Raw genomic sequence first — 23,905 nt, forward strand, 5'->3', positions numbered from 1 at the left:
CACGCTCCTTCCTTGCCGCCGCGCGCTCGCGGTCCCATCTTGGCTCCATGCTTAGGCCCGCACGGCGGCTCTTCGCAAGGGCCGTTGTCCGTGTCAGCCTGCCGCCGTTCCACACCGAGGAGTCCCTGCCGCATGCCCGTCATCAACCGTATCGCCGGCTTCCGCGACGATCTGGTCGCCTGGCGCCACGACATCCACATGCATCCGGAACTCGCCTTCGAGGAACACCGGACGGCCAAGGTGGTGGCGGATCGGCTGCGGGACTTCGGCTTCGACGAGGTGGTCGAGGGCATCGGCGGCACCGGCGTGGTCGGCGTGCTGCGCCAGGGCGACGGCCCGATGATCGGCCTGCGCGCCGACATGGACGCCCTGCCCATCACCGAGACGGTGCCCGACCGCGCCCACCGCTCGCGCCACGACGGCGTCATGCACGCCTGCGGCCACGACGGCCACACCGCCATGCTGCTCGGCGCCGCCCGCTACCTGGCCGAGACGCGGCGCTTCGCCGGCACGCTGGTGTTCCTGTTCCAGCCGGCCGAGGAAGGCCGCGCCGGGGCACGCGCCATGATCGAGGACGGCGTGTTCGACCGCTGGCCGGTGGAGAGCGTGTTCGGCGTCCACAACCTGCCCGGCCTGCCGGCGGGGGCCATCGCCGTGTCCCCCGGGCCGGTCATGGCCGCCGCCGACCGCTTCACCATCACCGTCCAGGGCAAGGGCGCCCATGCCGCCGCGCCGCACCTCGGCCGCGACCCGGTGGTCGCCGGCGCGGCGCTGGTGCAGGCGCTGCAGCAGCTGGTCAGCCGAGTCTGCCCGCCGCACGAGACGCTGGTCGTCTCCGTCACCGAGTTCCATGCCGGCGACACCTTCAACGTCATCCCCGACACCGCCCGCCTGGGCGGCACCGTGCGCTATTTCGACAAGGCGCTGGGGGAGGAGACCATCGCCAGCATCCGCCGCGTCATGGACGGCATCGCCAGCGCCCACGGCGTGACCATGAGCCTCGACTACCAGTACGGCTACCCGCCCACCGTCAACTCCGCCGCCGAGGCCGAGGCCGCCCGCCGGGTGGCGGCGGAAACGCTCGGCGAGGACAAGGCCCTGCCCCAGGCGCCGGTCATGTTCGCCGAGGACTTCAGCTTCTTCCTGCAGGAGAAGCCGGGCGCCTACGGCTTCATCGGCAATGGCGAGGGCAGCCCGGAGCTGGGTTGCGTCGGCCTCCACAACCCGCGCTACGACTTCAACGACGAGATCCTGACGGCCGGCGCCTCGTTCTTCGCCCGGCTGGCCGAAACGCTCTGTCCGCAGGGCTGATGCGCAGGCACGACGCGGCACGCAACTTGCCAGCGCCCGGCGCATTCTTTATATAAGCTGCAACCCGAGGGGCTTTGGCCGCGTGCCCGCCCCTCTGCTTCCGGCGCCGCGATGGCGCCGGTTCCAGATCCGGACCCGGCTTCGTGCTCGCGCGGCGGCGGTATCCAGCAGCCGCAGGAGCCTTTTTCGTTTCCGGATTTCAGTCGCGACGACGTCGTTCGCCGCCCGCGCGCCGCGAGGGTGCCATGCCCCATCGCCGCAGTTCGCCGCAGGCCGGCGACGACACGACAAGGAGTACGCCATGTCCAAGGAAGAAGTTCTCGAGTTCGGCGGTACGGTGGTCGAAAAGCTGCCCAACGCCATGTTCCGCGTGAAGCTTGAAAACGACCACGAAGTGCTGGCCCACACCGCCGGCAAGATGCGCAAGTTCCGCATCCGCGTCTCGGTCGGCGACAAGGTCGACGTCGAGATGACCCCCTACGACCTGACGAAGGCGCGCATCGTCTTCCGTCACAAGCATTGAGGGCGGGCGCCGCTCAGGCGCCCTCGCCTCCTTGCCCCGTGGCCGTGCCGGCCCTCTTTACGCCGCGAACAGCAGCAGCAGGATCACCGGCATCAGCGCCCACCCGCCCGCGATGACGAGCGTGCGCGCATCCAGTGGAATGCGCCAGCCGTCCGCCGGGGCCGGCGCCGGGGCCAGCAGATCCAGCCCGTCCAGTTCGCGCAGCCGATCGGTCAGCCGGGTGCCCGCCGCCCGCCACGCGAACGGCGCCCCCTCGCCGGCCGCCGCTTCGCCGCCGTCCTGGCCGGCCAGCGCCCGCAGCTCCGCCTCCAGGTCAAAGGCGTCCGCTTCCGCCGCCTGACGCGCCGCGATGGCGACCACGAGACGGCTCGCGAATCCCTCGAAGAAGTTCTCCGCCGCCGTATCGGCTGCCCCCCTCACGAGGCCGGCGCCCATGGTCGCCAGCGGCCCGCCGACATCGGCACGGCAGGTATAGGCGAGCCGCGTCGCCGCCCCCTCGTCGTGCAGCCGTACCCGCACCACCGCCTCGCCGAAGCCGGCACCGGCCCCTTCGCCGCGCCCCGTGAGCACGTAGCTGTGCGGCGGCTCCACCTCCGACAGGGCGATGGAGGCCGCCAGGCGCAGCGTCACCGGCCCGACGCGGGCGGCGACGGTGGTGCGCAGATCCGTCGCGCCCGTCCATTCCAGCGTCTCCAGCTGGTCGATGGACGCCTTCAGGATCTCCACGTCGTTGAGCGCCTGCCACACCGCGTCACGCGGCGCGGGAATGCGGTATTCCCCCGAGAACTCCATGATCCCTTCCCCCTCGCTGCCCCACCCGCAGGCCGACGCGCCGCCGCGCGGCGCGGCCGCCTCAGTCGTAGAGCTCCAGTATCCCGTGCGTGCCGCGCTCGCGGCCGTTCTTTTCCTCGACGTAGCGGCGGAACTGGTCGGCGGCCAGCTCCAGCGCCCGCAGGTCGAGCCCCATGTCCACCGCCTCGGCACTGGCGATGCCCATGTCCTTCTGGAAATGGTGCACGAAGAAGCCCGGCGCGAAATCCCCCTGCGCCATGCGACGGCCGAGCACGTTCAGCTGGAAGCCGCCCGCCGCGCCGGCACCGATGACGTCGAGCACCTTGTTGCGGTCGAGCCCCGCCTTGCCGGCGTAGCTCATGGCCTCGGCGACGCCCATGATGGTGCCGGCGATGACGATCTGGTTGACCATCTTGGTGTGCTGGCCGGCGCCGGCCGGTCCGAGCAGGGCGATGTTCTTGCCCATGGCCTGAAACACCGGCAGCACGGCGTCGAAATCCTCCTGCCGGCCGCCGCACATGATGGCGAGCGTCCCCTCCCGTGCGCCGACGTCACCGCCCGAGACGGGGGCGTCGACGGCGTGCAGGCCGCGCGCCTCGGCTTCCTCTGCGATGCGCTGGGCGAGCGACGGCGACGAGGTGGTCATGTCGATCAGGTAGGCGCCGGGCCGCGCGTTGAAGATGACGCCAGCGTCGCCGAAATAGGTTTCCTCCACGTCCTGCGGATAGCCGACCATGGTGATGACCACGTCGCAGGCCTTGGCGAGGGCGGCCGGGCTGTCCTGCCACACCAGACCGTCGGCGATCACCGCCTCGGCGCGGGCCTTGGTGCGGGTGTAGCCGTGCACGGTGTAGCCCGCCTTCATGCAGTTGCGCGCCATGGACGCGCCCATGATGCCGAGCCCGATGAAGCCGATGCTGTTCCCGGTGGTGATTCCGACCGCCATCGTCCGTTATCCTCCTGTGCGTGAAGGTGCCGCCTCCGCCGGCGCGGGGCTGCTTATGAATGACGACTATAAGGGATTTCCCATGGCCGACAAACCGGTTCTCCTGCTCAGCCGCCGCCTGCCCGACCCGGTGGAGACCCGCGCCGCCCGCGACTGGACGGCCCACCGCAATGCCGACGACCGCGCTCTGCCGGGCGACGAGCTGGTCGCCCGCGCCGCCGAGACGGGCGCCGACGCCCTGCTGGTGACGCCGACCGACAAGCTGACGGCGGCGGTGATCGCCGCCCTGCCGGCGCGGGTGCGGGCGGTCGCCACCTTCTCGGTCGGCTACGACCACATCGACGTCGCCGCCGCCCGCGCCCGCGGCCTGATCGTCACCAACACGCCCGACGTGCTGACGGAAGCGACCGCCGACATCGCCCTGCTCTGCCTGCTGGGCGCGGCGCGGCGGGCGTGGGAGGCGGAAAGCCTGCTGCGTGCGGGAGGCTGGACCGGCTGGACGCCGACCCAGCTGCTCGGCATCCACCCCGGCGGCAAGCGCCTCGGCATCCTCGGCATGGGGCGCATCGGCATGGCGGTGGCACGCCGGGCGGCAGCCTTCGGCATGCGCCTGCACTACCACAAGCGCACGCGCCTGGACGCGGCGGAGGAAGCGGCGCTCGGCCTCACCTACCACGCGACGGCGGAGGATCTGCTGGGGGTGTCGGACTTCCTGTCGGTGCACATGCCGGGCTCGCCGGAGAACCGCCACTTCCTGAACGCCGACCGCCTCGCCCTGCTGCCCGAGGGGGCGGTGGTGGTGAACACGGCGCGCGGGACGGTGGTGGACGACGCGGCGCTCGTCGCGGCCCTGAAGAGCGGCCGGGTGGCGGCGGCGGGCCTCGACGTGTTCGACGGCGAGCCGGCGGTGAACCCGGGCTACATGGCCCTGCCCAACGCCTTCCTGCTGCCGCACCTGGGCTCGGCGACGCTGGAGACCCGCTGCGCCATGGGCTTCCGGGCGCTGGACAACCTGGATGCCGTGTTCCGGGGGGAGCCGGCGCCGGATCGGGTGGCGTGAGGGGGTGACTGCCCGCGAGGGGGTATGGCAAGGCCTTGATATGCTGTTAGAAATTGTCATGGCCGGGCTCGACCCGGCCATCCACGGCGTGCACGGACGGCTGCCGTTGGGGCCGCGCCCTCCACGGCCGCCGTCGGGGGAGCCGTGGATGCCCGGCTCAAGGCCGGGCATGACAAGTAGCTGATTCTGAATAGGAAATTGTCATGGCCGGGCCTGACCCGGCCATCCACGGCGTGCACTACGGCAGCCGCTGGGGCCGCTGTCTCCACGGCGGCCGACGGTGGCGCCGTGGATGCCCGGCTCAAGGCCGGGCATGACAAGGTATTGAAATATCTAAGAAAATTGTCATGGCCGGGCTCGACCCGGCCATCCACGGCGTGCACAACGGCAGCCGCTGGTGCCGTCGTCTCCACGGCCGCCGACGGTGTGGCGCCGTGGATGCCCGGCTCGATGGCCGGGCATGACAATACCTTGAAACTACGCCAGAAATCGTCATAGCCGGGCCCGACCCGGCCATCCACGGCGTGCGCTGTGGCGGCTTACGCCGTGCGCTGGATCAGGTGGTAACCGAACGCCGTCTCCACCACGTCCGAGGTCTGGCCCGGCTCCAGGGCGAAGGCGGCCTTTTCGAATTCCGGCACCATGGCGCCGCGCGGGAAGGCGCCGAGGTCACCGCCTTCCTGGCCCGACGGGCAGTCCGAGTGCTTGCGCGCCAGCTCGGCGAAGTCGGCGCCGCCGTCGATCTCGCCCTTGAGCGACTCGATCTGGGTCTTGGCTTCGTCCTTGCTGCGGCTGGCGCTGGAGCGCATGGAGCCGGCGTACATCAGCAGGATGTGCGAGGCGCGGACCTGGGAGGGGGACATGGACATGCTCCGTGCAAAAGGGGTCGAAGGCCCGTTGTCCCCGATCCGGGCGGCACGGGCAACCCCTAATGCGGCGGGGGCCAGTCAGCCCTGCACCGACAGCACCTCGATCTCGTCCAGGCCCACGAAGGCCTTGCCGGCGCGGTCGCGGAACACCTTGAAGACCTTCTCGGTCACCGCGTCGCTGGTCACGAAATCGGCATGGGCGCGCGCCAGGCAGTGGCGGTAGACCTGGCGCAGGGCCTCGGTCTCCAGGCCCTCGGTCGCTTCCTGGCGCAGGTAGTCGTGCAGGCGCTTGAGGATGTGCAGGCGGTTGACGCGCACCACCCGGTCGTCGAAGGGCACGTCGAGGTACTCGAAGAACTCCTCCGCCGAGGACAGGCGCGAGACGGCGTCGAGGAAGGTGGTCATGGGCGTGGCTCCGTGGGGGTCAGGATCACAGGGGCAGGGTCGCGCGGCCGATGCAGCCGCGGTCGCAGGGGTCGCCGCACAGGTGGTCGGCGTCGTCGCCATGGGCGAGCAGCGCCGCCGAGGCGCCGGCGTCGTCGGTCAGCAGGTGCGGCGCCACCTGCGCCAGCTTGTCTTCCAGGTCGGTGATGCGCTCCAGCATGCAGGCGAGCGCCTTGCCGACCGGGTCGGGCATGAGGTGGTGGTCGAGGTCGATGCCGCCGACGCGCGGCCGGCGGGCGTCGTCGGGCAGGACGATGCGGCCGGGGATGCCGACCACGGTCATGCCCGGCGGCACGTCGCCGATGACCACGGAATTGGCGCCGACGCGGGCGCCCTTGCCGACGCGGTTGGCGCCGAGGATCTTGGCGCCCGCCCCCACCAGCACGCCGTCTTCCAGCGTCGGGTGGCGCTTGCCCTTGCTGAGCGACGTGCCGCCCAGGGTGACGCCCTGGTAGAGCGTGACGTCGTCGCCGATTTCCGCCGTCTCGCCGATGACCACGCCGGCGCCGTGGTCGACGAAGAACCGCCGGCCGATGGTGGCGCCGGGGTGGATGTCGACGTTGGTGAACAGGCGGCCGAGGAAGGCCAGCAGCCGCGCCATGAAGCGCAGGCGCCGCCGCCACAGGCCGTGGGCGAAGCGATGGATCATCACCGCGTGCAGACCGGGATAGGTGAACAGCACCTCCAGCCGGCCGCGCGCCGCCGGATCGCGGGCGAGCACGCTGTCGACGTCCTCGCGCAGCAGGGCGAGCAGGCCCGGCATGGGCGTGCGGGCGGCCGGATCGGCGGCGGCGTCGGGCATGGCGGCGGCGGCGTCCATCAGTTGGTCCTCCGCGAGGCCGGCATGGCACCGCGGAGGTCGACGGCGGCCTCGGCGACGGGCACGGTGTCGAGGAAGATGCGCTTCAGTTCGTCGGTCGTCGGCGGGCGCTTGGTCTCGGCGGCGTGGATGCGCACGCGGGCGAGCATGGCGCGGCCCTGCGCTTCCTCCACCGCCAGACCGATCTGCTGGCAGGCGTTGAGCACGGCGGCGAGGCCCGAGTGCTTGCCGAGCACCACGCGATGCTCGCGCCCCAGTTCCGCCGGGTCGACGGCCTGGTAGTTGGCCGGGTCGCGCAGCAGGCCGGCGACGTGGATGCCGCTTTCGTGGGTGAAGATGGCCTCGCCGACGATGGACTTGTTCACCGGCACCGGCCGCCCCGAGGCCTGCGCCACCAGGCCGGACACCAGCGGCAGCGCCTTCGGCTGCACGCCGGTGGGGCGCTGGTAGAGGTGATGCAGCGCCATGACTACCTCTTCCAGCGGCGCGTTGCCGGCGCGCTCGCCGAGGCCGTTGACGGTGGTCGAGACATGCGTCGCCCCGCCGAGCACCGCCGCCAGGGAATTGGCGGTGGCGAGGCCGAGGTCGTCGTGGGCGTGGATCTCCAGCTGCATGTCCGTCGCCGCCCGCAGGCGCTGGAAGATGCCCCGGGTGGAGAACGGGTCCATGATGCCGAGCGTGTCGGCGAAGCGGTAGCGGCAGGCGCCGGCCTTTTCCGCCGTCTCGATCACCCGCAGCACGAAGTCCGGGTCGGCGCGGCTGCTGTCCTCGCCGCCGACGGCGACGTCGAGGCCGAGGTCGGCGGCCTGGCGCACCATCCGGTCCACCTGTTCCAGCACCCAGGCGCGGTCGCGGCCGAGCTTGTTGCGGATCTGCTGGTCGGACACGCTGACCGACAGGTTCACCATGGGCACGCCGCAGGCGTAGGCGGCCGTCAGGTCGCTGTCGAGCATGCGGCACCACGCGATGGGCGTCGGCGGCAGCCGCAGGGCGACGATGGAACGGATGTCGTCCTGCTCCTCGGCGCCCATGGCGGGGATGCCGATCTCCATCTCGGGCACGCCGGCCTCGGCCAGCGCCGTGGCGATGGCGAGGCGTTCCAGGCTGGTGAAGGCGACGCCGGCGGTCTGCTCGCCGTCGCGCAACGTGGTGTCGTTCATGACGATGCGGCCGAAGGCCATGGCGGTGCCCTCCCGATGCGGGGGTGGAGTGGCGACGGCGGGGTCAGCTGTAGGCCGGCTGGAAGCTCTCCGCCTTGGCCGTGTCCTTGTTCCAGAAGGGCGACAGGCCGCGCAGCTTCTCGATGATGCCGGGCACGGCGGCGATGGTGGCGTCGATCTCGGCCTCCGTCGTCTCGCGCGACAGGGAGAAGCGGGTGGCGCCGTGGGCCGCGGTGAAGGGCACGTTCATGGCGCGCATGACGTGGCTCGGCTCCAGCGAGCCCGAGGTGCAGGCCGAGCCCGACGAGGCGGCGATGCCCATGCGGTTGAGGAACAGCAGGATCGCCTCGCCCTCGATGTACTCGAAGGCGATGTTGCAGGTGTTGGGCAGGCGGTTTTCCCAGTCGCCGGTGACGAAGCAGTGCGACACCTGGCCGATGATGGCCTTCTCCAGCTTGTCGCGCAGCGCCCGGACGCGGGTGTTCTCCTCCTCCATGTGCGCCAGCGCCAGTTCGCAGGCCTTGCCGAGGCCGACGATGCCGGTGGTGTTCTCGGTGCCGGCGCGGCGGTCGCGCTCCTGGTGGCCGCCGCGGATCATGGGGCGGAAGCGGGTGCCGCGGCGGACGTAGAGCGCGCCGATGCCCTTCGGGCCGTGCAGCTTGTGGCCGGACAGCGACAGGAAGTCGACGTCGGTATGCGCCAGGTCGAGCGGGATCTTGCCCACCGCCTGCACGGCGTCGGTGTGGAACAGGGCGCCGACCTTCTTCGCCATGGCGGCCAGTCGGGCGATGGGGAAGATGGTGCCCGTCTCGTTGTTGGCCCACATGAAGGACACCACGGCCGTCTTCTCCGACAGCGCCTTGGCGTAGGCGTCCATGTCGAGCCGCCCGAGGCTGTCCACCGGGATGACGTGCAGGGTGTAGCCCTCGTGCTTGGCCAGGTACTCGCACAGGGCCAGGATGGCCGGGTGCTCGACCGCCGAGGTGATGATCTCGTCGCGGCCGACCTGCGTCTTCAGGGCCGAGAGGATGGCGGCGTTGTCGCTTTCCGTGCCGCCCGAGGTGAACACGATCTCGCTGTCGTGCTCGGCGCCCAGCAGCGCCTTCACCTGCTCGCGGGCCCAGCGCACGGCCTTGCCGACATCGGCGCCGAAGCTGTGGATGGACGACGGGTTGCCGAACTGCTCGGTGAAGAACGGCAGCATGGCCTCCACCACGCGGGGGTCGACGCGGGTGGTGGCGTTGTTGTCGAGGTAGATGCCCTTGGGCGCGGCGGTCACGGCGGTCATGGCGTGTCCCTTTCTCGGCTCGCGGGGAGGATGGCGGCGGCTCAGGCGGTCGCCAGGGCGGTGTGCGGGATGACGCGGAGCGGCCGTCCGACCTTCTCCATCACCGCCGCCTGCACGCCCTGGATGGTGATGGAGCTCATCTGGCAGCCGACGCAGGTGCCCGAGAGCTTCACGACGACGGTGTCGCCGTCCACGTCCACCAGCTCGATGTCGCCGCCGTCGCGCTGCAGTTGCGGGCGGATTTCCTCGATGGCCTTCTGGATCAGGGTGATCTTCTGCAGGTTGGTGAGGCCGGCCGGGCGCGCCTTCTCCGCCTGCGCGGCGAGCGGGCTGATCTGCACGGGCGCGGAGGCGGTGGCGGGCTTCTTCACCACGATGGGGCTGGCCGGCGCCTTGGGCTTGGGCGCGGCACCGACCACGAAGGCCTCGGCGGCGGCCATGGTGCCCTCGGCGACCATGGCGGCGTTGATCTCGGCCAGGGCTTCCTCGATCTTCTCGTGGCACGTCTTGCAGCTGCCGCCGGCCTTGGTATAGGCCGTCACCTGCTCCAGGGTGTTGAGCTTGTTGGTCTTCACGGCGCGCTCGACCATGCCGTAGTCGATGCCGAAGCACTTGCAGAGCAGCGCCCCTTCCTCGTGGTCGTCCTCTTCCAGCTCGACGCCCTTGTAGTTGGCGATGGCGGCCCGCAGGGCCTCGGCACCCATGACCGAGCAGTGCATTTTCTCGGGCGGCAGGCCGCCCAGGTAGTCGGCGATGTCCTGGTTGGTGACGGCCAGCGCCGCATCCACCGTCTTGCCGATGATGAGTTCCGTCAGCGCCGACGACGACGCGATGGCCGAGCCGCAGCCGAAGGTCTGGAACTTGGCCTCGGTGATGATGTCGGTCGCGTCGTCGACCTTGATCATCAGGCGCAGCGCATCGCCGCAGGAGATGGAGCCGACCTCGCCGACGCCGTTGGCGTCATCCAGCACGCCGGCGTTCTTGGGGTCGAAGAAGTGCTCCTTGACCTTGTCGGTGTAGTTCCACATGGCGGGGGACCTTCCTGTCTTTCGGTGCGTCGTCGCGGGCGGGCGTAGGCGGGCGTGGGGCCGGGCAGTCGGGAGAGTGGCGGCGCGTCAGGCGGCGAAGGACTTGCCGCAGCTGCACTTGTCGGCGGCCTGCGGGTTGTCGAACACGAAGCCCGAGCCCGAGATGTCCTCCACGAAGTCCAGCCGAGCGCCGGCCAGCAGCGGCGCCGAGCCGGCATCGACGAAGACCTTCACGTCCTCGAAGTCGATGACGGTGTCGTCCTGCTCGGCCTCGGCGACGAGGCCCATGCGGTACTGGTAGCCGGCACAGCCGCCGGCCTGGACCATGATGCGCAGGCCGGCGGCGGGGGCGGCGGTATCGCCCTTGCCGATCACCCGGCGGATGGCATCCACAGCGTTCGAGGTCACGTCGAGCATCGCATCATCCTCCGTGGGGGAAACCTCTGCCCGAACGGAAGCAAGCGGGATGCCAGACGCTAAGGCATTGATAGGAAAGATGTTATGCTGCGGTGCCGGTGGGCGGTTCACGACAATCGCGGCGGCGTGTCGCATTCACGACATGAAACACGCACTGCGAATGAGGGCATTCGGCGACCGTCGCTCAGCCCGCGAGCGGCTTGGTCAGGAAGGCCGACAGCGGGTCGGGCCGGTAGGCGGCGAACGGCCCGCAGCGCACGAAGCCGGCACTTTCATAGAGCGTCAGCGCCGCCGTGAACGACGCGCCGGTCTCCAGGCTGAGCGTTTGGAGCCCCGCCGCCCGCGCCGCCTCCTCCACCCGCGCCAGGATCATCCGCGCGATGCCGCGCCCGCGGGCGGACGGGCGCACGTACATGCTCTTCACCTCGCCCAGATGGTCGTCGTGGCGGTAGAGCGCGCCGCAGCCGACCACCGCGTCGCCGTCGCGGGCGGCGAAGAAGGTCACCCGCGGGTCCGCCAGGCGGTCGACGGCGAAGGCATGGCGGCTTTCCGCCGCCGGCGTCAGGGCGGCCGAGAGATCGAGCCACTCCAGGACGAGCGCGGCCACGGCGGGCTCCCGCGGGTCGGCGACGGTGATGTGGAGGGAAGGCGACATGGCGCGGTGTCCGGAAGCGGCCGACGGTGACGGCTGCATCCTACACCGACGGCGCCTCCGCCATCACCCCTTCTGCGGCAGGATGGCGTAGGTGCTGGCGACATGGACGGCCGGCGCCTCGTCGCCGTCGGCGCGCAGGAACACGTCGCCGAAGGCCATGGTGCGACCGAGGCGCAGAAGGCGGGCCTCGGCGATGACGTCGCGGCCGGACAGGGCCTTCATGAAGTTGGTGGTCTGGCTCACCGTCGTCATGGGCCGGAACTCGCCGAAGGCGCCGGAGACCAGGAACACCATGGCCGTATCCGCCAGCGCCATGAGGGCCTGGCCGCACACCGTGCCGCCGATGCGGGTCAGGCGGTCGCTGAAGGGCAGCCGCACCACGGCGCGGTCAGCCTCCACCGACTCGACGACCAGGGCGAGGTCCTGCACCCACGGGGCGAACAGGCTGTGCTGCATCTCGGTGATCTGGTCGCGGCTGAGGCCGGGCATTGGCGACGTCTCCTGTCGTTGGTGGTCGAACGACCGGCAGTATGCCACGGCGCCGCCCCGCCCGCCCCCTCCGAACCGGCGGGAGGCGCACCGCCGAACGGCCGCCTGCGCGCCGGCGTTTTCCCGATGATCGGAACACCCGCCGCAGGAGCCGCTCATGCGCCCCATCGTCGCCGCCGCCCTCGTCCTCGCCGCCGGAACCGTCACCGCCGCCGCGGGCGCCGCCGATCCCGCGCTGACCGTCGGCCACAACGAGGAATACGACGCCTTCGTCGCCACCGACACCGGCCGCCCGCTCTACGCCTTCGCCGAGGACATCCAGGGCGGCCCCGAGCGGCCGGCGGTGAGCGACTGCTACGACGCCTGCGCCGAGATGTGGCCGCCCATGCTCGCCGGCGAGGGCGAGCCGACGGTCGGCGCCGGCCTCGATCCGGACCTGCTCGGCACCACCGAACGACGCGACGGCACCCGCCAGCTCACCTACGACGGCTGGCCGCTCTACCGCTACTTCCGCGACGAGCGCCCGGCCTTCGACACCCACGGCCAGAGCCTGCACACCCACGGCGGATCGTGGTACCTGCTGCGCCCCAGCGGCGAGGTGATCCAGGGGCGGGACCTATAATTTACACTAGGTTTGTGTATGGAAAATATTTAACCACACATTTTTGTTGTTTAACGGTGTTGACTCCCCCACGGGAACACCGTAGTTTCTGACGACGCGCCGATTTGAGCATCAGCTTGCGGGCGCGCTACAAATGCAGCTAAAGCGACGGGTCCAGACCGCCCGGCTGCAAGCTGCGGCGGTTTTTTCTTTGCTCACGGTCTGACCGACGACTGCCCGCGACACGCCCACCAGGCGTGAACACCCGAACTTTGCCTGCGCGAAGGAGGTCCCATGGCCCAGGAACGCACCAAACTCTCCGCCGTCGAGGCCATGAAGGCCGAGAGCCGGGGCCTGCGCGGCACCCTCGCCGCCGAGCTCGCCGACACCACGGCGCCGTTTTCCGAGGAAGCCTACCAGCTCCTCAAGTTCCACGGCTCCTACCAGGGGTTCGACCGTGACACCGCGACGGCGCGCAAGCAGCAGGGCCTGAGCAAGGAATACCAGCTCATGGTCCGCGCCAAGATCCCCGGCGGCCGGCTGACGGCGGCGCAGTACCTGGCGCTCGACGCGCTGGCGGACCCCTACGCCGACGGCTCGCTGCGCATCACCACGCGCCAGGGCATCCAGTTCCACGGCATCGTGAAGGGCGACCTGAAGGCCACCGTGCGCGGCATCAACGACGCCCTGCTGACGACGCTAGGCGCCTGCGGCGACGTGGTGCGCAACGTCGTCACCCACCCCGCCCCCATCGCCGACGCCGTCCACCGCCGCCTGGAGGCCGACGCCAAGGCCGTCTCCGCCCGCTTCGGCTGGAAATCGCGCGCCTATCACGAGATCTGGCTGGACGGCGAGCCGCTGCCGCTCGACCAGGACGGCGCAGAGGAAGAGGACGCCGTCTACGGCCGCACCTACCTGCCGCGCAAGTTCAAGATCGGCCTCGCCACCCCGGCCGACAACAGCATCGACGTGCTGACCAACGACCTCGCCGTCATCGCCCTGTTCGACGGCGACCAGTTGCAGGGCTACAACCTCGCCCTCGGCGGCGGGCTCGGCCAGACCCACAACCGGGCCGACACGTTCCCGCGCCTCGCCACGCCCATCGCCTTCGTCGGCCCCGACGACCTGATCCGCGGCATCGAGGCGGTCATCGCCGTCCACCGCGAGCACGGCAACCGCAACGACCGCAAGCGCGCCCGCCTCAAGTACGTGGTGGAGGACAAGGGTGCCACCTGGGTGAAGGCCGAACTCGACCGCTTCTTCGGCGCCCCGCTGGAAGATGCCCGCCCGACGCCGGCCTTCCAGGTGCCCGACCACATGGGCTGGCACCCGCAGGGCGACGGCCGCTGGTACCTCGGCCTGCCCGTCTCCAGCGGCCGCATCAAGGACACGGAAACGGTCCGCCTGCGCACCGCCCTGCGCGAGGTGATCGCCCAGTTCGCCATCGACCCGGTGCTGACGCCCGAGCAGGACATCCTGCTGTCCAACATCGCCGACGACGACCGGTCGCGCGTCGAGGCCGTCCTGCGGGCGCACGGCGTGGCGCTGGCCGAGGATCTGCCGCCGCTCGCCCTCACCACGCTGGCCTGCCCCGCCCTGCCCACCTGCGGCTTGGCACTGGCGGAAGCGGAGCGAGTGCGCGATCCCTTCGTCGCCGCCATCCACGACGAGCTGGCAAGCCGCGGCCTCGGCGCCGAGCGCCTGAGCTTGCGCATCACCGGCTGCCCCAACGGCTGCGCCCGTCCGTCGACGGCGGAGATCGGCCTCGTCGGCCGCACCCCCGGCCACTACGCCATCTACGTCGGCGGCGCCGTCGAGGGCACCCGCCTCAACGACAAGCTGCTGGAGCGCGTGCCGCAGGACGCCGTGCCGCCCACCCTCGGCCGCCTGTTCGGCCTGTGGGCCGCCGAGCGCCAGGGACGTGAAGGGTTCGGGGACTTCGCCCTGCGCGTCGGGCTCGACCGCCTGAAGGCCGCCGCCGAGGCCGCCCCGGCCGCTGCGGAATAAGGAGACAGAGCCGTGACCCACGCCCTTCCCCCCGCCCCGCACGACGCCGTCGAGACCGACGTGGTCATCATCGGCGCCGGCCCGGTCGGCCTGTTCGCGGTGTTCGAACTGGGTCTGCTCGACCTGCGCTGCCACGTCATCGACGTGCTCGACAAGCCGGGCGGCCAGTGCGCCGAGCTGTACCCGGAAAAGCCCATCTACGACATCCCGGCGTGGCCGGTCATCACCGGCCAGGACCTGGTGAACCGCCTGCTGGAGCAGATCGAGCCCTTCGCGCCGACCTTCCATCACCAGCAGCTGGTCGAGGGCCTGACGCGGCTCGACGACGGCCGCTGGCTGGTGGAGACCGACGGCGGCGTCAAGCTGGCCGCGCCGGTCGTCTTCATCGCCGCCGGCGGCGGCAGCTTCACGCCCAAGCGCCCGCCCCTGCCCGGCATCGAAGGCTTCGAGGGCACGTCGGTGTTCTATGCGGTGCGCAAGCGCGAGACCTTCGCCGGCAAGGACCTGGTCATCGCCGGCGGCGGCGACAGCGCGCTCGACTGGGCGCTGGCGCTGCGCACCGAGGCGAAGTCGGTGACGCTGGTCCACCACCGCGACGGTTTCCGCGCCCAGCCGCACAGCGTCTCCGCCCTGCGCGACGCCGTGGCGGCCGGCGAGATCGGCCTGCACATCGCCAAGCTGGCGGGCCTGGAAGGCGCCGACGGGCGGCTGACCGACGTGCGGCTGGAGAACGCGGCGCAAGGCTCCTTCGTCGTGCCGGCGGATGCGCTGCTGCCGTTCTACGGCCTGACCATGAAGCTCGGCCCCATCGCCGACTTCGGCCTGAACCTGAACGAGAACCTGATCCCGGTGGACACCGAGGCCTACGAGACCAGCCGGCCCGGCATCTTCGCCATCGGCGACATCAACACCTACCCCGGCAAGCTGAAGCTCATCCTGTCGGGCTTCCACGAGGCGGCGCTGGCGTCGCAGAAGGCCTTCCGCTACGCGCGGCCCGAGGAACGCCTGCGGTTCCAGTACACCACCTCCTCCACCACCCTGCAGAAGCGGCTGAACGTGGCATGAAGATCCAGGTGACCGATCGCGCCGGCGAGACCCACGTCCTCGACGCGCTGGAAGGCTGGCGGGTGATGGAGATCATCCGCGACCACGGCCTGCCCATCAAGGCGGAGTGCGGTGGAGCCTGCGCCTGCGCCACCTGCCACGTCTACGTCGACGCCGACTGGCAGGACCTGCTGCACCCGCCGACCGACGAGGAGATCGAAATGCTCGACACCACGCCGTCGGTGGAGCCGGCCTCGCGCCTGTCCTGCCAGATCCTGTTCCGCCCGGAGCTGAGCGGCCTGTCGGTGACGCTGGCGCCCGAAGACCTCTGATCCGCCCCGACCTGCACGCCCGAGGAGGGCCAAGCCCATGGACCAGTTCCCCCTGTTCGTGACGACGGCCGGCCGCTCCATCCTGGTGGTCGGCGGCGGCGAGGAAGCCGCCCGCAAGCTGCGCCTGGTGGCCCGCACCACCGCCGCGGTGGACGTGATCGCCGAGGCGCCGGGCGCCGATCTCTGCGCCCAGTGTGTCGGCGCCGTCACCCTGCACCGCCGCGCCTTCTCGGCCGCCGACGTGCAGGGCCGCCTGTTCGTCGTCTCCGCCGCCGGCTCGCCAGTGGACGAGGCGGTGGCGGCGGCGGCGCAGGCGGCGGGCGTGCCGGTGAACGTGGTCGACCGGCCGGACCTGTCCACCTTCCTCATGCCCGCCATCGTCGACCGCGACCCGGTGGTGGTCGCCATCGGCTCGGGCGGCGCGGCGCCGGTGCTGGCGAAGTCCATCCGCGCCCGCATCGAAAGCCTGTTGCCGGCCCGCCTGGGCGCGCTCGCCCGCTTCGCCGACAGCTTCCGCCCGGCGGTGAAGGGCACCCTGCCGCAGGCCGCCCGCCGCCGGTTCTGGGAGTGGGTGTTCGCCGGCCCCGTGGCCGCCGCCTTCCTGGGCGGTGACGAGGCGCGCGCCCGCTCCACCCTCATCGACCGCCTCAACCGTGCCGAGGCCGCCGCCGACGGGCCGGGGCTGGTGCAGCTGGTGGGCGTCGGGCCGGGCGATCCGGACCTGCTCACCTTCAAGGCCCTGCGCGCCATGCAGGAGGCCGACGTAGTGCTGATCGACGCCCTGGTCTCGGCCGAGATCCTGGAATGCGTGCGGCGCGACGCCCTGCGCATCGACGTCGGCAAGCGCAAGGACCGCCACACCCTGCCGCAGGCCGAGATCGAGCGCCTGATGATCGACCACGCCCGCGCCGGCCGCCGCGTCGTGCGCCTGAAGGGCGGCGATCCCTTCCTGTTCGGCCGTGGCGGCGAGGAACGCGAGCACCTGCTGGCCGCCGGCGTGCCGGTGGAGGTGGTGCCCGGCATCTCGGCCGCCTTCGGCTGCGCCGCCGCCACCGGCATCCCGCTCACCCACCGCGACCATGCGCAAGGGGTGACCTTCGTCACCGGCCACGCCAAGGCCGACGGCGGCGGTCCCGACTGGAGCTGCCTCGCCGCCGCCAATCACACCGTCGTCGTCTACATGGGCGTCGGCACCGCCGCCGACACCGCCCGCAGCCTCATCGCCGCCGGCCGCGCCGCCGCCACGCCCTGCGCCGTGGTGGAGAACGGCACCCGGCCCGACCAGCGGGTGCTGCCCGCCACCCTCGCCACCCTCGGCGACACGGTCGCCGCCGCCGGCATCGCCGGTCCCGCCCTGCTCATCATCGGCGAAGTGACGGCCGGCGTCGTCGCTGCCGCCGTCCCGGCCGCCCGCGCCGCCGCCCTGTGATCCGGAGACACCTGCCATGTCCGCCCAGACATCCGCCCTGCTCCGTGACGAGCATCCCGCCGACCTTTTCGCCGCGCGCCACGGCGGTGGCTCCACCGAAGACCTGATCGCCGCCGCGGCGCAGGCGTTCGCCGGCCGTATCGCCCTGGTGTCGTCTTTCGGCGCCGAATCCGCCGTGCTGCTCGATCTGGTGGCGCAGGTGGACCCGGCCCTGCCGGTGGTCTTCCTCGATACCGGCAAGCTGTTCGGCGAGACGCTGCGCTACCGCGATAAGCTGGTTTCCCGCCTCGGCCTGACCGACGTGCGGGTGATCCGCCCCGACCCCGCCGCCGTCGCCGCCGCCGATCCCGACGGCATCCTGTGGACGCAGAACCACGACCGCTGCTGCTACGTCCGCAAGGTGGAGCCGCTGGCGCGGGCGCTGGCCCCCTTCGACGCCTGGATCAGCGGCCGCAAGCGCTACCAGGGCGCCACCCGCGCCGCCCTGCCGCGCGTCGAGGCCGACGGCCCGCGCGTCAAGATCAACCCGCTCGCCGACTGGAGCCGGGCCGACCTCGACCGCGCCTTCGCCGAGCGGGACCTGCCCCGTCACCCGCTGGAGGAGGACGGCTTCCTCTCCATCGGCTGCATGCCCTGCACCGACCGCGTCGCCCCGGGCGAGGACGTCCGCGCCGGCCGCTGGCGCGACAATGCCGGCAAGACCGAGTGCGGCATCCACCTGCCCGGCGCCGTCGCCGCCATCTCGAGGACCCGTTGACCATGAGCAGTCATCTCGACGCCCTGGAAAGCCAGAGCATCTTCATCCTGCGCGAGGCCTACAGCCGCTTTTCCAAGCTCGGCATGCTGTGGTCGCTCGGCAAGGACAGCAACGTCATGATCTGGCTGGCGCGCAAGGCCTTCCTCGGCCGCGTGCCCTTCCCGGTGATGCACCTGGACACCGGCCTCGAGTTTCCCGAGACCTACGCCTTCCGCGAGCGCTTCACCAAGGAGTGGAAGCTCGACCTCATCGCCGATGCCTGCCCGCCCATCGAGCAGACCGACCCCACCCTGCCGTCGGGCAGCCGCCTCGCCGCCCGCAAGAGCCTGGGCCTCAAGCAGGCGCTGGAACGCTACGCCTTCGACGGCATCATCGCCGGCATCCGCCGCGACGAGCAGTCCACCCGCGCCAAGGAGCGCGTCTTCAGCCCACGCGGCGACGACGGCGCGTGGGACTTCCGCGACCAGCCGCCGGAGTTCTGGGACCACTACAACACCGACTTCCCGCCCGGCACGCACGTGCGCATCCACCCGCTGCTGCAATGGACGGAAGTGGACATCTGGCGCTACATCCAGCGCGAGGGCATTCCGGTGGTGCCGCTCTACTTCGCCCGCAACGGTAAGCGCTTCCGCTCGCTCGGCGAGGAGGGCATCACTCTGCCCATCGACAGCGACGCCGCCACCATCGCCGACATCATCGCCGAACTGGAAACCACCAAGGCGCCGGAACGCGCCGGCCGCACCATGGACCACGAGGCCGAGGACAGCTTCGAACGCCTGCGGGCGTCGGGGTATATGTAACCACTCCTTTCCTTTTCCTTGTCATGCCCGGACGTGATCCGGGCATCCACGGCTCCCCCGCCGCCGGCCAGATGCCGCGACCCCACGACCACCGCCGGTGGCGCCGTGGATGGCCGGGTCGAGCCCGGCCATGACACAGGTCTGATCGAGGACACCCCACCATGTCGCCACGCATCAAGGACGCGGTGCCGCCGCTGCCCATCGTCATCGTCGGTCACGTCGACCACGGCAAGTCCACCCTCATCGGCCGCCTGCTGCACGAGACCGGCTCCCTGGCCGACGGCAAGCTGGACGAGCTGAAGGGCCAGTCGGACCGCCGCCGCGTCGACTTCGAGTGGTCCTTCGTCATGGACGCCCTGCAGATCGAACGCGACCAGGGCATCACGCTCGACACCACCCGCATCTGGCTGAAGACCCGCAAGCGGCCCTACGTCATCATCGACGCGCCGGGGCACAAGGAATTCCTCCGCAACATGGTGACGGGTGCGGCCTCGGCCGATGCCGCCGTGCTGGTGGTGGACGCCGTGCAGGGCCTGTCGGAGCAGACCCGCCGCCACGCCTACCTGCTGTCGCTGCTGGGCGTCGCGCAGGTGGTGGTGGCGGTCAACAAGATGGACCGCCTGGACTGGGCCGAGGCCGGCTTCCGGGCGACCGCCGAGGCCGTGTCGGGCTACCTCGCCGGCATCGGCATCGAGCCGCTCGCCGTCGTGCCGCTGTCGGCGCGCGAGGGCGACAATCTGGTGCGCACCAGCGCCAACCTGCCGTGGTGGCAGGGCCCGACCCTGACCGAGGCGCTGGACCAGGTGACGCCGCGGCCGCAGCCGGTGGACCTGCCGCTGCGCTTCCCGGTGCAGGACGTCTACCGCGACGGCGACCGCCGCATCCTGGTCGGCCGCATCGAGACGGGGCGCCTGCGCGTCGGCGACCGGGTGCGCTTCCAACCGACCGGGCGCGAAGCCTCCGTCGCCGGATTCGAGACCTGGCGCGGCTCCACCCCCATCGCCGCCGGGGCCGGGCAGTCGGTCGCCCTCACGCTCGACGACGACCTGTTCGTGGAACGCGGCCACGTCGCCGGCCACCCCGGCGCGGCGCAGCATATCGGCAGCCGCATCGCCGTGCGCCTGTTCTGGCTCGACCGCGACCCGCTGGCGGCCGGCGACCGGGTGACGGTGCGCCTCGGCACCGCCAGTTACGGCGCCGTGGTCGACAAGGTGGTGCGGGTGATCGACGTCGCCAGCCTCGGCACCACCGGCACCGAGCAGGTGGCCGGCGGCGACGTGGCGGAAGTCATCCTGCGCAGCCACGGCGCCATGGCCTTCGACACCTTCGCCGACAACCCGCTCACCGGGCGCGGCGTGCTGGTGCGCGGCCATCGCGTCGCCGGCGGCTTCGTCATCGAGGGCGCGGCGGCGGCCAGCCCCAACGTCACCGCCGTCGCCCAGTCGGTGGAACCGGCCGAGGTCCACCGCCGCAACGGCCATACCGGCGGCGTGCTGTGGCTCACCGGCCTGTCGGGGGCGGGCAAGTCGACGCTCGCCATGGCCCTGCGCCGCCGCCTGTTCGAGGCCGGCTGGCAGGTCTATACGCTCGACGGCGACAACCTGCGCCACGGCCTGTGCGGCGACCTCGGCTTCAGCGACGCCGACCGGTCGGAGAACATCCGCCGGGTGGCAGAAGCCGCCAAGCTGTTCGCGGATGCCGGCACGGTGGCGATCGTCAGCCTGATCTCGCCCCGCCGCGCCGACCGCGACGCCGCCCGCGCCATCGTCGGCGACGGCTTCCGCGAGGTCTTCATCGATGCCTCGGTGGAGGTCTGTGCCGGGCGCGACCCCAAGGGCCTCTACCGCCGCGCCTTCGCCGGCGAGCTGCCGGGCTTCACCGGCGTCTCGGCCCCCTACGAGGCGCCCGAGGCGCCCGACCTGACGGTGCCGACGGCGACCCTGCCGCTGGAGGACTGCCTCGACCTGCTGGAGCGCGAGGTGACGGCGGGCTTCGGGGTCGAGCGTCGCAAGGCCGGGCGTCTGGGGTGACGAAAACCATCCGGGCCGGCCTATGGCGGGCCGGCCCGGGTGTCGTCCTTACTCCGTGTGCTCGGGCGACGGGTCGGGGATGGGGTCGCGCATGGTGACGAATTCCTCCGCCGCCGTCGGATGGATGCCGACCGTGGCGTCGAACTGCTTCTTCGTCGCGCCGCACTTGAGCGCGATGGCGATGCCCTGGACGATCTCCGGCGCATCGACGCCGACCATGTGGGCGCCCAGCACCACGTCGGTCTCGGCATCCACGATCAGCTTCATGACCGTGCGTTCCTCGCGGCCAGACAGCGTGTACTTCATGGGCCGGAAGCGGCTGATGAAGATCTTCACCTTGCCGCGGCGGCGCGCCTCTTCCTCGCTCATGCCGACGGACCCCACCGGCGGCTGGCTGAACACCGCCGAGGCGATGTTCGTGTAGTCCATGGTCATGGGGTTGTCGTGGAAGAAGGTTTCCGCGAAGCAACGGCCCTCGTTGATGGCGACCGGCGTCAGGTTCACGCGGTCGGTGACGTCGCCGATGGCGAAGATGCTGTCGACGCTGGTGCGGGCGTTCTCGTCCACCACGATGGCGCCGTTCTCGCGCATCTCGACGCCCACCTCTTCGAGCCCGAGGCCCTTGGTGTTCGGCGCGCGGCCGGTGGCGTACATCACCAGATCCGTTTCGTGTTCGTCGCCGCCGGCGAAGCGCAGGTTGAAGGCGCCCGAGGGCGTCTTCTCGATGGAGCGCACGGTGGTCTCGCAGCGTAGGTCGATGCCCTGGCGGATCAGTTCGTCCTGCAGGGCGGCGCGGATGGTGCCGTCGAAGCCGCGCAGAATCATCTCCTTGCGGATGACCTGCGTCACCTGGCTGCCGAGGGCGTGGAAGATGCCGGCGAACTCGACCGCGATATAGCCGCCGCCGACGATGGTCACGCGCTTGGGCAGGTCGGGCAGGTCCAGCGCCTCGTTGGAGGTGACGGCGTGCTCGATGCCCGGAATGTCCGGCAGGGTCGGCCAGCCGCCGACGGCGATCAGGATCTTCTCCGCCGTGTGGCGCTGGCCGTCGACCTCCACCGTATGCGGGTCGACGATGACGCCGCGGCCGCGCAGCAACTCCACCTTGTTGTCGCGCAGGATGCGCTCGTAGACGCCCTGCAGGCGGTCCAGTTCCTTGTTCTTGTTGCCGACCAGCGTCGGCCAGTCGAACGAGACGTCGCCGAGCGTCCAGCCGTAGCCCTTGGCGTCCTCGAAGTCCTCGGCGAAGTGGGCCCCGTAGACCAGCAGCTTCTTGGGCACGCAGCCGCGCATGACGCAGGTGCCGCCGACGCGCGAGCTTTCGACGATCGCGACCTTGTGGCCCCAGCCGCCGGCCAGCCGCGTCGCCCGCACGCCGCCCGAGCCCGCGCCGATGGTGATGAGGTCGTAATCGTACTGCGCCATGGCGTCGAGCCCCTCTGAAAAGCCGGAAAAACAATGCGCGCCCCATGTGGGACGCGCATGACCATGCCGCAAGCCGAGGCCGACGGCAACCGGACCTTGGAACGGGTCTAAAGATTGACCGCGTCGCCCTCCTCCGCCGGCGGGATCAGGGGCGTCGGACGCGCGTCCGGCTGCGGCGCAGGCGTGGGGGCCGGTGCCGGCTCGGCGTCACGCCCCTGCTCGCTGAAGCCTTCGAAGAAGCGCTGCATCTTGCGGAACTGATCGGCCACCCAGGGCTTGGCCTGCTCGTACCCCGCCTTGGCCTCGCACACCGCCCGGTCGGCGGCACAGGCGGCCTGGCAACCGGCCGAGGCGGCGGCATCGTCGGGATAGGACTGCTCGCAGCGCAGGGAGCAAGCGTCGAAGGACTCGCCGCAGGCGGCGAGCGCTTCCTCGTCGGCGGCCTGGGCGGCGGCGGCCATCAGGACCACGCCCAGGATGAGCGCAACGGCGGGCAAGGCGATGAGCGTACGGAACACGGCGCGTCGTCCTCGTCGGTGACGGTTCGGATCAGTGTGGCGGCCAAACATGGCGGCACCAAGACGAAACGCCTTGCCCCGCGACCGGGGTCAGAGCTCCTGCACCACGGCGGTGCGCTCGCCGCCGGCGTCGCCGGTGTTCACCACCGCGCTCGGCTCCAATTTCCTACGTATTACCTGCAACGTATAGACCTAAAAAGTTCGCCGCAAGCGTAAGTGCGTCATCATCCGGTAGATGAATCTCACCCTTGAAGTCACCGTGTGCAAAGCAATTTCGGGCATCTTTGATCCTTTTAAATCTCCCCATATAATCGTCGAATTCTTTAGGGGCCAGTAAAAGCAGGCATGCACAAAACTTGATGGATATAGACGGTTTTTTTCTGAAAAACTTGCAAACGTCTGAATAGCAGGCCTTATCACTCGCGGATAAACTTGGAAGCCACTTTTGTTTATAGAAATTGTACAAGACTTCAGTTGCTATTTCAATACAATGAAAAGCCAAAAAGAAACGCTTCCAATTATCTTTGCAAGCCATGGCTTCTACGTATTTATCAACAGCATCACTAATAAAGTCAAGATTACCGATCAATGACGCGTCAACAGACGGCCATTTTGTAGCATCATACTTTTCCAAGAAGCCGCTTGAATGGCTCACCGAGACATTCGCATTAGGTGGACTGAAAGCAGAAAAACCTTTCCTAACAACAATAATGTAGTCCCGCAATAAACTATTAATGACATTTTCTTTTAAGTTTGTTGCTGCATGGACGAGCATATGTGACGATATTCTCTTTTGCCTCCCCCGGAAACCATCGAAATACTCCATATACTTCGCAATATCACCAATACGCATTCCAGTAGGTGAGTTGTCATCGATCTCAAACGCTCCGGCAGGAACGGTTTCTCTAGAAATTACAACAATTGGCCACCTAAGATTTTCGATATAACGTGCGCTACGCTTCGCTTGCTCTGCTACCGCTGCCGCCGCCCCCTCAGAGACAGAAATTCCAACAAAACTTTGAACCGCTCTCAACGCGCTCGCTTCTGCCGATTCTATGTATTCTGGAAGAAAAGAGGGATAATGCCCCAGCCACACCTCCACCTCAGTGCCATCCCCATAGACGGACTCGTACCTTCTGGGACTTCCTACTGCAGGTGTT

At 70.0% G+C, this 23,905-nt stretch carries 25 protein-coding genes and 1 riboswitch; of the genes, 11 read left to right on the forward strand and 14 right to left on the reverse strand.

The window, feature by feature from the left end:
- Nucleotides 1–132 precede the first annotated feature (132 nt).
- Both CRP50_RS14450 and infA read left to right on the forward strand, forming a co-directional pair.
- Entirely contained in the window at nucleotides 133–1,311 is a 1,179-nt protein-coding gene (locus CRP50_RS14450; protein ID WP_097279890.1) for a M20 aminoacylase family protein, read from the forward strand.
- A gap of 301 nt (nucleotides 1,312–1,612) precedes the next feature.
- Complete coding sequence (gene infA / locus CRP50_RS14455) at nucleotides 1,613–1,834, forward strand: translation initiation factor IF-1 (protein WP_097279891.1); 222 nt, start codon at nucleotides 1,613–1,615, stop codon at nucleotides 1,832–1,834.
- 57 nt (nucleotides 1,835–1,891) lie between these two features.
- Here the strand turns inward: infA and CRP50_RS14460 are convergent, their stop codons facing one another.
- Together CRP50_RS14460 and CRP50_RS14465 are read right to left on the reverse strand one after the other, a co-directional pair.
- Nucleotides 1,892–2,626 carry a CoxG family protein gene (locus tag CRP50_RS14460; protein ID WP_097279892.1) on the reverse strand — a complete coding sequence of 245 codons (735 nt, stop codon included), beginning with the start codon at nucleotides 2,624–2,626 and terminating at the stop codon, nucleotides 1,892–1,894.
- Nucleotides 2,627–2,687: 61 nt separating this feature from the next.
- Complete coding sequence (locus CRP50_RS14465) at nucleotides 2,688–3,572, reverse strand: NAD(P)-dependent oxidoreductase (protein ID WP_097279893.1); 885 nt, start codon at nucleotides 3,570–3,572, stop codon at nucleotides 2,688–2,690.
- 82 nt (nucleotides 3,573–3,654) lie between these two features.
- On the opposite strand from CRP50_RS14465, the gene CRP50_RS14470 reads away from it, so the two are divergent.
- Nucleotides 3,655–4,632, forward strand: a complete 978-nt coding sequence (locus tag CRP50_RS14470) for a 2-hydroxyacid dehydrogenase (protein ID WP_097279894.1) — start codon at nucleotides 3,655–3,657, stop codon at nucleotides 4,630–4,632.
- Between the two features lie 539 nt (nucleotides 4,633–5,171).
- Here the strand turns inward: CRP50_RS14470 and CRP50_RS14475 are convergent.
- From CRP50_RS14475 to CRP50_RS14515, 9 genes are all read right to left on the reverse strand, one after another.
- A complete protein-coding gene (locus CRP50_RS14475; RefSeq protein WP_097279895.1) occupies nucleotides 5,172–5,495 on the reverse strand; it encodes a peptidylprolyl isomerase in 324 nt (107 codons plus the stop codon).
- 84 nt (nucleotides 5,496–5,579) lie between these two features.
- Complete coding sequence (gene nifW, locus CRP50_RS14480) at nucleotides 5,580–5,906, reverse strand: nitrogenase-stabilizing/protective protein NifW (protein WP_097279896.1); 327 nt, start codon at nucleotides 5,904–5,906, stop codon at nucleotides 5,580–5,582.
- Nucleotides 5,907–5,931: 25 nt separating this feature from the next.
- Nucleotides 5,932–6,708: a serine O-acetyltransferase gene (gene cysE / locus CRP50_RS14485; protein WP_217992058.1), complete on the reverse strand. Its 777-nt coding sequence runs from the start codon at nucleotides 6,706–6,708 to the stop codon at nucleotides 5,932–5,934.
- Nucleotides 6,709–6,764: 56 nt separating this feature from the next.
- Nucleotides 6,765–7,946 (reverse strand): homocitrate synthase, encoded by a 1,182-nt coding sequence (nifV, locus tag CRP50_RS14490; RefSeq protein ID WP_097279897.1) that lies wholly within the window; start codon nucleotides 7,944–7,946, stop codon nucleotides 6,765–6,767.
- Between the two features lie 43 nt (nucleotides 7,947–7,989).
- On the reverse strand, nucleotides 7,990–9,213 hold the full coding sequence (gene nifS / locus CRP50_RS14495; RefSeq protein WP_097279898.1) for a cysteine desulfurase NifS: 1,224 nt from the start codon (nucleotides 9,211–9,213) through the stop codon (nucleotides 7,990–7,992).
- A gap of 41 nt (nucleotides 9,214–9,254) precedes the next feature.
- On the reverse strand, nucleotides 9,255–10,241 hold the full coding sequence (gene nifU / locus CRP50_RS14500) for a Fe-S cluster assembly protein NifU (RefSeq protein ID WP_097279899.1): 987 nt from the start codon (nucleotides 10,239–10,241) through the stop codon (nucleotides 9,255–9,257).
- An 87-nt stretch (nucleotides 10,242–10,328) separates the two neighbouring features.
- Nucleotides 10,329–10,658, reverse strand: a complete 330-nt coding sequence (locus CRP50_RS14505) for a HesB/IscA family protein (RefSeq protein ID WP_097279900.1) — start codon at nucleotides 10,656–10,658, stop codon at nucleotides 10,329–10,331.
- A 184-nt stretch (nucleotides 10,659–10,842) separates the two neighbouring features.
- Nucleotides 10,843–11,313, reverse strand: a complete 471-nt coding sequence (locus CRP50_RS14510) for a GNAT family N-acetyltransferase (protein WP_176525184.1) — start codon at nucleotides 11,311–11,313, stop codon at nucleotides 10,843–10,845.
- 63 nt (nucleotides 11,314–11,376) lie between these two features.
- Nucleotides 11,377–11,802 carry a PaaI family thioesterase gene (locus CRP50_RS14515; protein ID WP_097279902.1) on the reverse strand — a complete coding sequence of 142 codons (426 nt, stop codon included), beginning with the start codon at nucleotides 11,800–11,802 and terminating at the stop codon, nucleotides 11,377–11,379.
- Nucleotides 11,803–11,959: 157 nt separating this feature from the next.
- Here CRP50_RS14515 and CRP50_RS14520 point away from each other — a divergent pair, with 157 nt between their 5' ends.
- The 8 genes from CRP50_RS14520 to cysC all read left to right on the forward strand — a co-directional run bounded on the left by CRP50_RS14520 (nucleotide 11,960) and on the right by cysC (nucleotide 20,802).
- Nucleotides 11,960–12,424, forward strand: a complete 465-nt coding sequence (locus tag CRP50_RS14520) for a hypothetical protein (protein WP_097279903.1) — start codon at nucleotides 11,960–11,962, stop codon at nucleotides 12,422–12,424.
- A gap of 86 nt (nucleotides 12,425–12,510) precedes the next feature.
- A riboswitch (SAM riboswitch) is annotated at nucleotides 12,511–12,587 on the forward strand.
- Between the two features lie 110 nt (nucleotides 12,588–12,697).
- Nucleotides 12,698–14,410: an NADPH-dependent assimilatory sulfite reductase hemoprotein subunit gene (locus tag CRP50_RS14525; RefSeq protein WP_097279904.1), complete on the forward strand. Its 1,713-nt coding sequence runs from the start codon at nucleotides 12,698–12,700 to the stop codon at nucleotides 14,408–14,410.
- Nucleotides 14,411–14,422: 12 nt separating this feature from the next.
- Nucleotides 14,423–15,475 carry an NAD(P)/FAD-dependent oxidoreductase gene (locus CRP50_RS14530; protein ID WP_097279905.1) on the forward strand — a complete coding sequence of 351 codons (1,053 nt, stop codon included), beginning with the start codon at nucleotides 14,423–14,425 and terminating at the stop codon, nucleotides 15,473–15,475.
- Nucleotides 15,472–15,786: a 2Fe-2S iron-sulfur cluster-binding protein gene (locus CRP50_RS14535; RefSeq protein WP_097279906.1), complete on the forward strand. Its 315-nt coding sequence runs from the start codon at nucleotides 15,472–15,474 to the stop codon at nucleotides 15,784–15,786. The genes CRP50_RS14530 and CRP50_RS14535 overlap by 4 nt, the downstream gene beginning before the upstream one ends.
- A gap of 37 nt (nucleotides 15,787–15,823) precedes the next feature.
- Nucleotides 15,824–17,215, forward strand: coding sequence for a siroheme synthase CysG (gene cysG, locus CRP50_RS14540; protein WP_097279907.1), 1,392 nt, complete (start codon nucleotides 15,824–15,826; stop codon nucleotides 17,213–17,215).
- Between the two features lie 16 nt (nucleotides 17,216–17,231).
- A complete protein-coding gene (locus CRP50_RS14545) occupies nucleotides 17,232–17,972 on the forward strand; it encodes a phosphoadenylyl-sulfate reductase (RefSeq protein ID WP_097279908.1) in 741 nt (246 codons plus the stop codon).
- Between the two features lie 2 nt (nucleotides 17,973–17,974).
- Nucleotides 17,975–18,772 carry a sulfate adenylyltransferase subunit CysD gene (gene cysD, locus CRP50_RS14550; protein WP_097279909.1) on the forward strand — a complete coding sequence of 266 codons (798 nt, stop codon included), beginning with the start codon at nucleotides 17,975–17,977 and terminating at the stop codon, nucleotides 18,770–18,772.
- Nucleotides 18,773–18,933: 161 nt separating this feature from the next.
- A complete protein-coding gene (gene cysC / locus CRP50_RS14555) occupies nucleotides 18,934–20,802 on the forward strand; it encodes an adenylyl-sulfate kinase (protein ID WP_097279910.1) in 1,869 nt (622 codons plus the stop codon).
- A gap of 48 nt (nucleotides 20,803–20,850) precedes the next feature.
- On the opposite strand, the gene gor is transcribed toward cysC, so the two are convergent.
- From gor to CRP50_RS25075, 3 genes are all read right to left on the reverse strand, one after another.
- Nucleotides 20,851–22,227 (reverse strand): glutathione-disulfide reductase, encoded by a 1,377-nt coding sequence (gor, locus tag CRP50_RS14560; RefSeq protein WP_097279911.1) that lies wholly within the window; start codon nucleotides 22,225–22,227, stop codon nucleotides 20,851–20,853.
- 107 nt (nucleotides 22,228–22,334) lie between these two features.
- Nucleotides 22,335–22,745 (reverse strand): hypothetical protein, encoded by a 411-nt coding sequence (locus tag CRP50_RS14565; RefSeq protein WP_097279912.1) that lies wholly within the window; start codon nucleotides 22,743–22,745, stop codon nucleotides 22,335–22,337.
- A 166-nt stretch (nucleotides 22,746–22,911) separates the two neighbouring features.
- A complete protein-coding gene (locus tag CRP50_RS25075) occupies nucleotides 22,912–23,847 on the reverse strand; it encodes a hypothetical protein (RefSeq protein ID WP_141415139.1) in 936 nt (311 codons plus the stop codon).
- Nucleotides 23,848–23,905: the final 58 nt, after the last annotated feature.

This window comes from Caenispirillum bisanense, from assembly GCF_900230255.1.
Lineage (GTDB): Bacteria > Pseudomonadota > Alphaproteobacteria > Rhodospirillales > Rhodospirillaceae > Caenispirillum > Caenispirillum bisanense_A.

What these genes read in the sequence shown, in the direction of transcription:
- cysC (WP_097279910.1), top strand. Translation starts at nt 18,934, where the DNA reads ATGTCGCCACGCATCAAGGACGCGGTGCCGCCGCTGCCCATCGTCATC.
- gor (WP_097279911.1), bottom strand. Translation starts at nt 22,227, where the DNA reads ATGGCGCAGTACGATTACGACCTCATCACCATCGGCGCGGGCTCGGGC.
- CRP50_RS14465 (WP_097279893.1), bottom strand. Translation starts at nt 3,572, where the DNA reads ATGGCGGTCGGAATCACCACCGGGAACAGCATCGGCTTCATCGGGCTC.
- cysD (WP_097279909.1), top strand. Translation starts at nt 17,975, where the DNA reads ATGAGCAGTCATCTCGACGCCCTGGAAAGCCAGAGCATCTTCATCCTG.
- CRP50_RS14510 (WP_176525184.1), bottom strand. Translation starts at nt 11,313, where the DNA reads ATGTCGCCTTCCCTCCACATCACCGTCGCCGACCCGCGGGAGCCCGCC.
- CRP50_RS14520 (WP_097279903.1), top strand. Translation starts at nt 11,960, where the DNA reads ATGCGCCCCATCGTCGCCGCCGCCCTCGTCCTCGCCGCCGGAACCGTC.
- nifU (WP_097279899.1), bottom strand. Translation starts at nt 10,241, where the DNA reads ATGTGGAACTACACCGACAAGGTCAAGGAGCACTTCTTCGACCCCAAG.
- nifW (WP_097279896.1), bottom strand. Translation starts at nt 5,906, where the DNA reads ATGACCACCTTCCTCGACGCCGTCTCGCGCCTGTCCTCGGCGGAGGAG.
- cysG (WP_097279907.1), top strand. Translation starts at nt 15,824, where the DNA reads ATGGACCAGTTCCCCCTGTTCGTGACGACGGCCGGCCGCTCCATCCTG.
- CRP50_RS14545 (WP_097279908.1), top strand. Translation starts at nt 17,232, where the DNA reads ATGTCCGCCCAGACATCCGCCCTGCTCCGTGACGAGCATCCCGCCGAC.
- CRP50_RS14525 (WP_097279904.1), top strand. Translation starts at nt 12,698, where the DNA reads ATGGCCCAGGAACGCACCAAACTCTCCGCCGTCGAGGCCATGAAGGCC.
- CRP50_RS14475 (WP_097279895.1), bottom strand. Translation starts at nt 5,495, where the DNA reads ATGTCCCCCTCCCAGGTCCGCGCCTCGCACATCCTGCTGATGTACGCC.
- nifV (WP_097279897.1), bottom strand. Translation starts at nt 7,946, where the DNA reads ATGGCCTTCGGCCGCATCGTCATGAACGACACCACGTTGCGCGACGGC.
- cysE (WP_217992058.1), bottom strand. Translation starts at nt 6,708, where the DNA reads ATGCCGGGCCTGCTCGCCCTGCTGCGCGAGGACGTCGACAGCGTGCTC.
- CRP50_RS14450 (WP_097279890.1), top strand. Translation starts at nt 133, where the DNA reads ATGCCCGTCATCAACCGTATCGCCGGCTTCCGCGACGATCTGGTCGCC.
- CRP50_RS14505 (WP_097279900.1), bottom strand. Translation starts at nt 10,658, where the DNA reads ATGCTCGACGTGACCTCGAACGCTGTGGATGCCATCCGCCGGGTGATC.
- infA (WP_097279891.1), top strand. Translation starts at nt 1,613, where the DNA reads ATGTCCAAGGAAGAAGTTCTCGAGTTCGGCGGTACGGTGGTCGAAAAG.
- CRP50_RS14515 (WP_097279902.1), bottom strand. Translation starts at nt 11,802, where the DNA reads ATGCCCGGCCTCAGCCGCGACCAGATCACCGAGATGCAGCACAGCCTG.
- nifS (WP_097279898.1), bottom strand. Translation starts at nt 9,213, where the DNA reads ATGACCGCCGTGACCGCCGCGCCCAAGGGCATCTACCTCGACAACAAC.
- CRP50_RS14460 (WP_097279892.1), bottom strand. Translation starts at nt 2,626, where the DNA reads ATGGAGTTCTCGGGGGAATACCGCATTCCCGCGCCGCGTGACGCGGTG.
- CRP50_RS14470 (WP_097279894.1), top strand. Translation starts at nt 3,655, where the DNA reads ATGGCCGACAAACCGGTTCTCCTGCTCAGCCGCCGCCTGCCCGACCCG.
- CRP50_RS14535 (WP_097279906.1), top strand. Translation starts at nt 15,472, where the DNA reads ATGAAGATCCAGGTGACCGATCGCGCCGGCGAGACCCACGTCCTCGAC.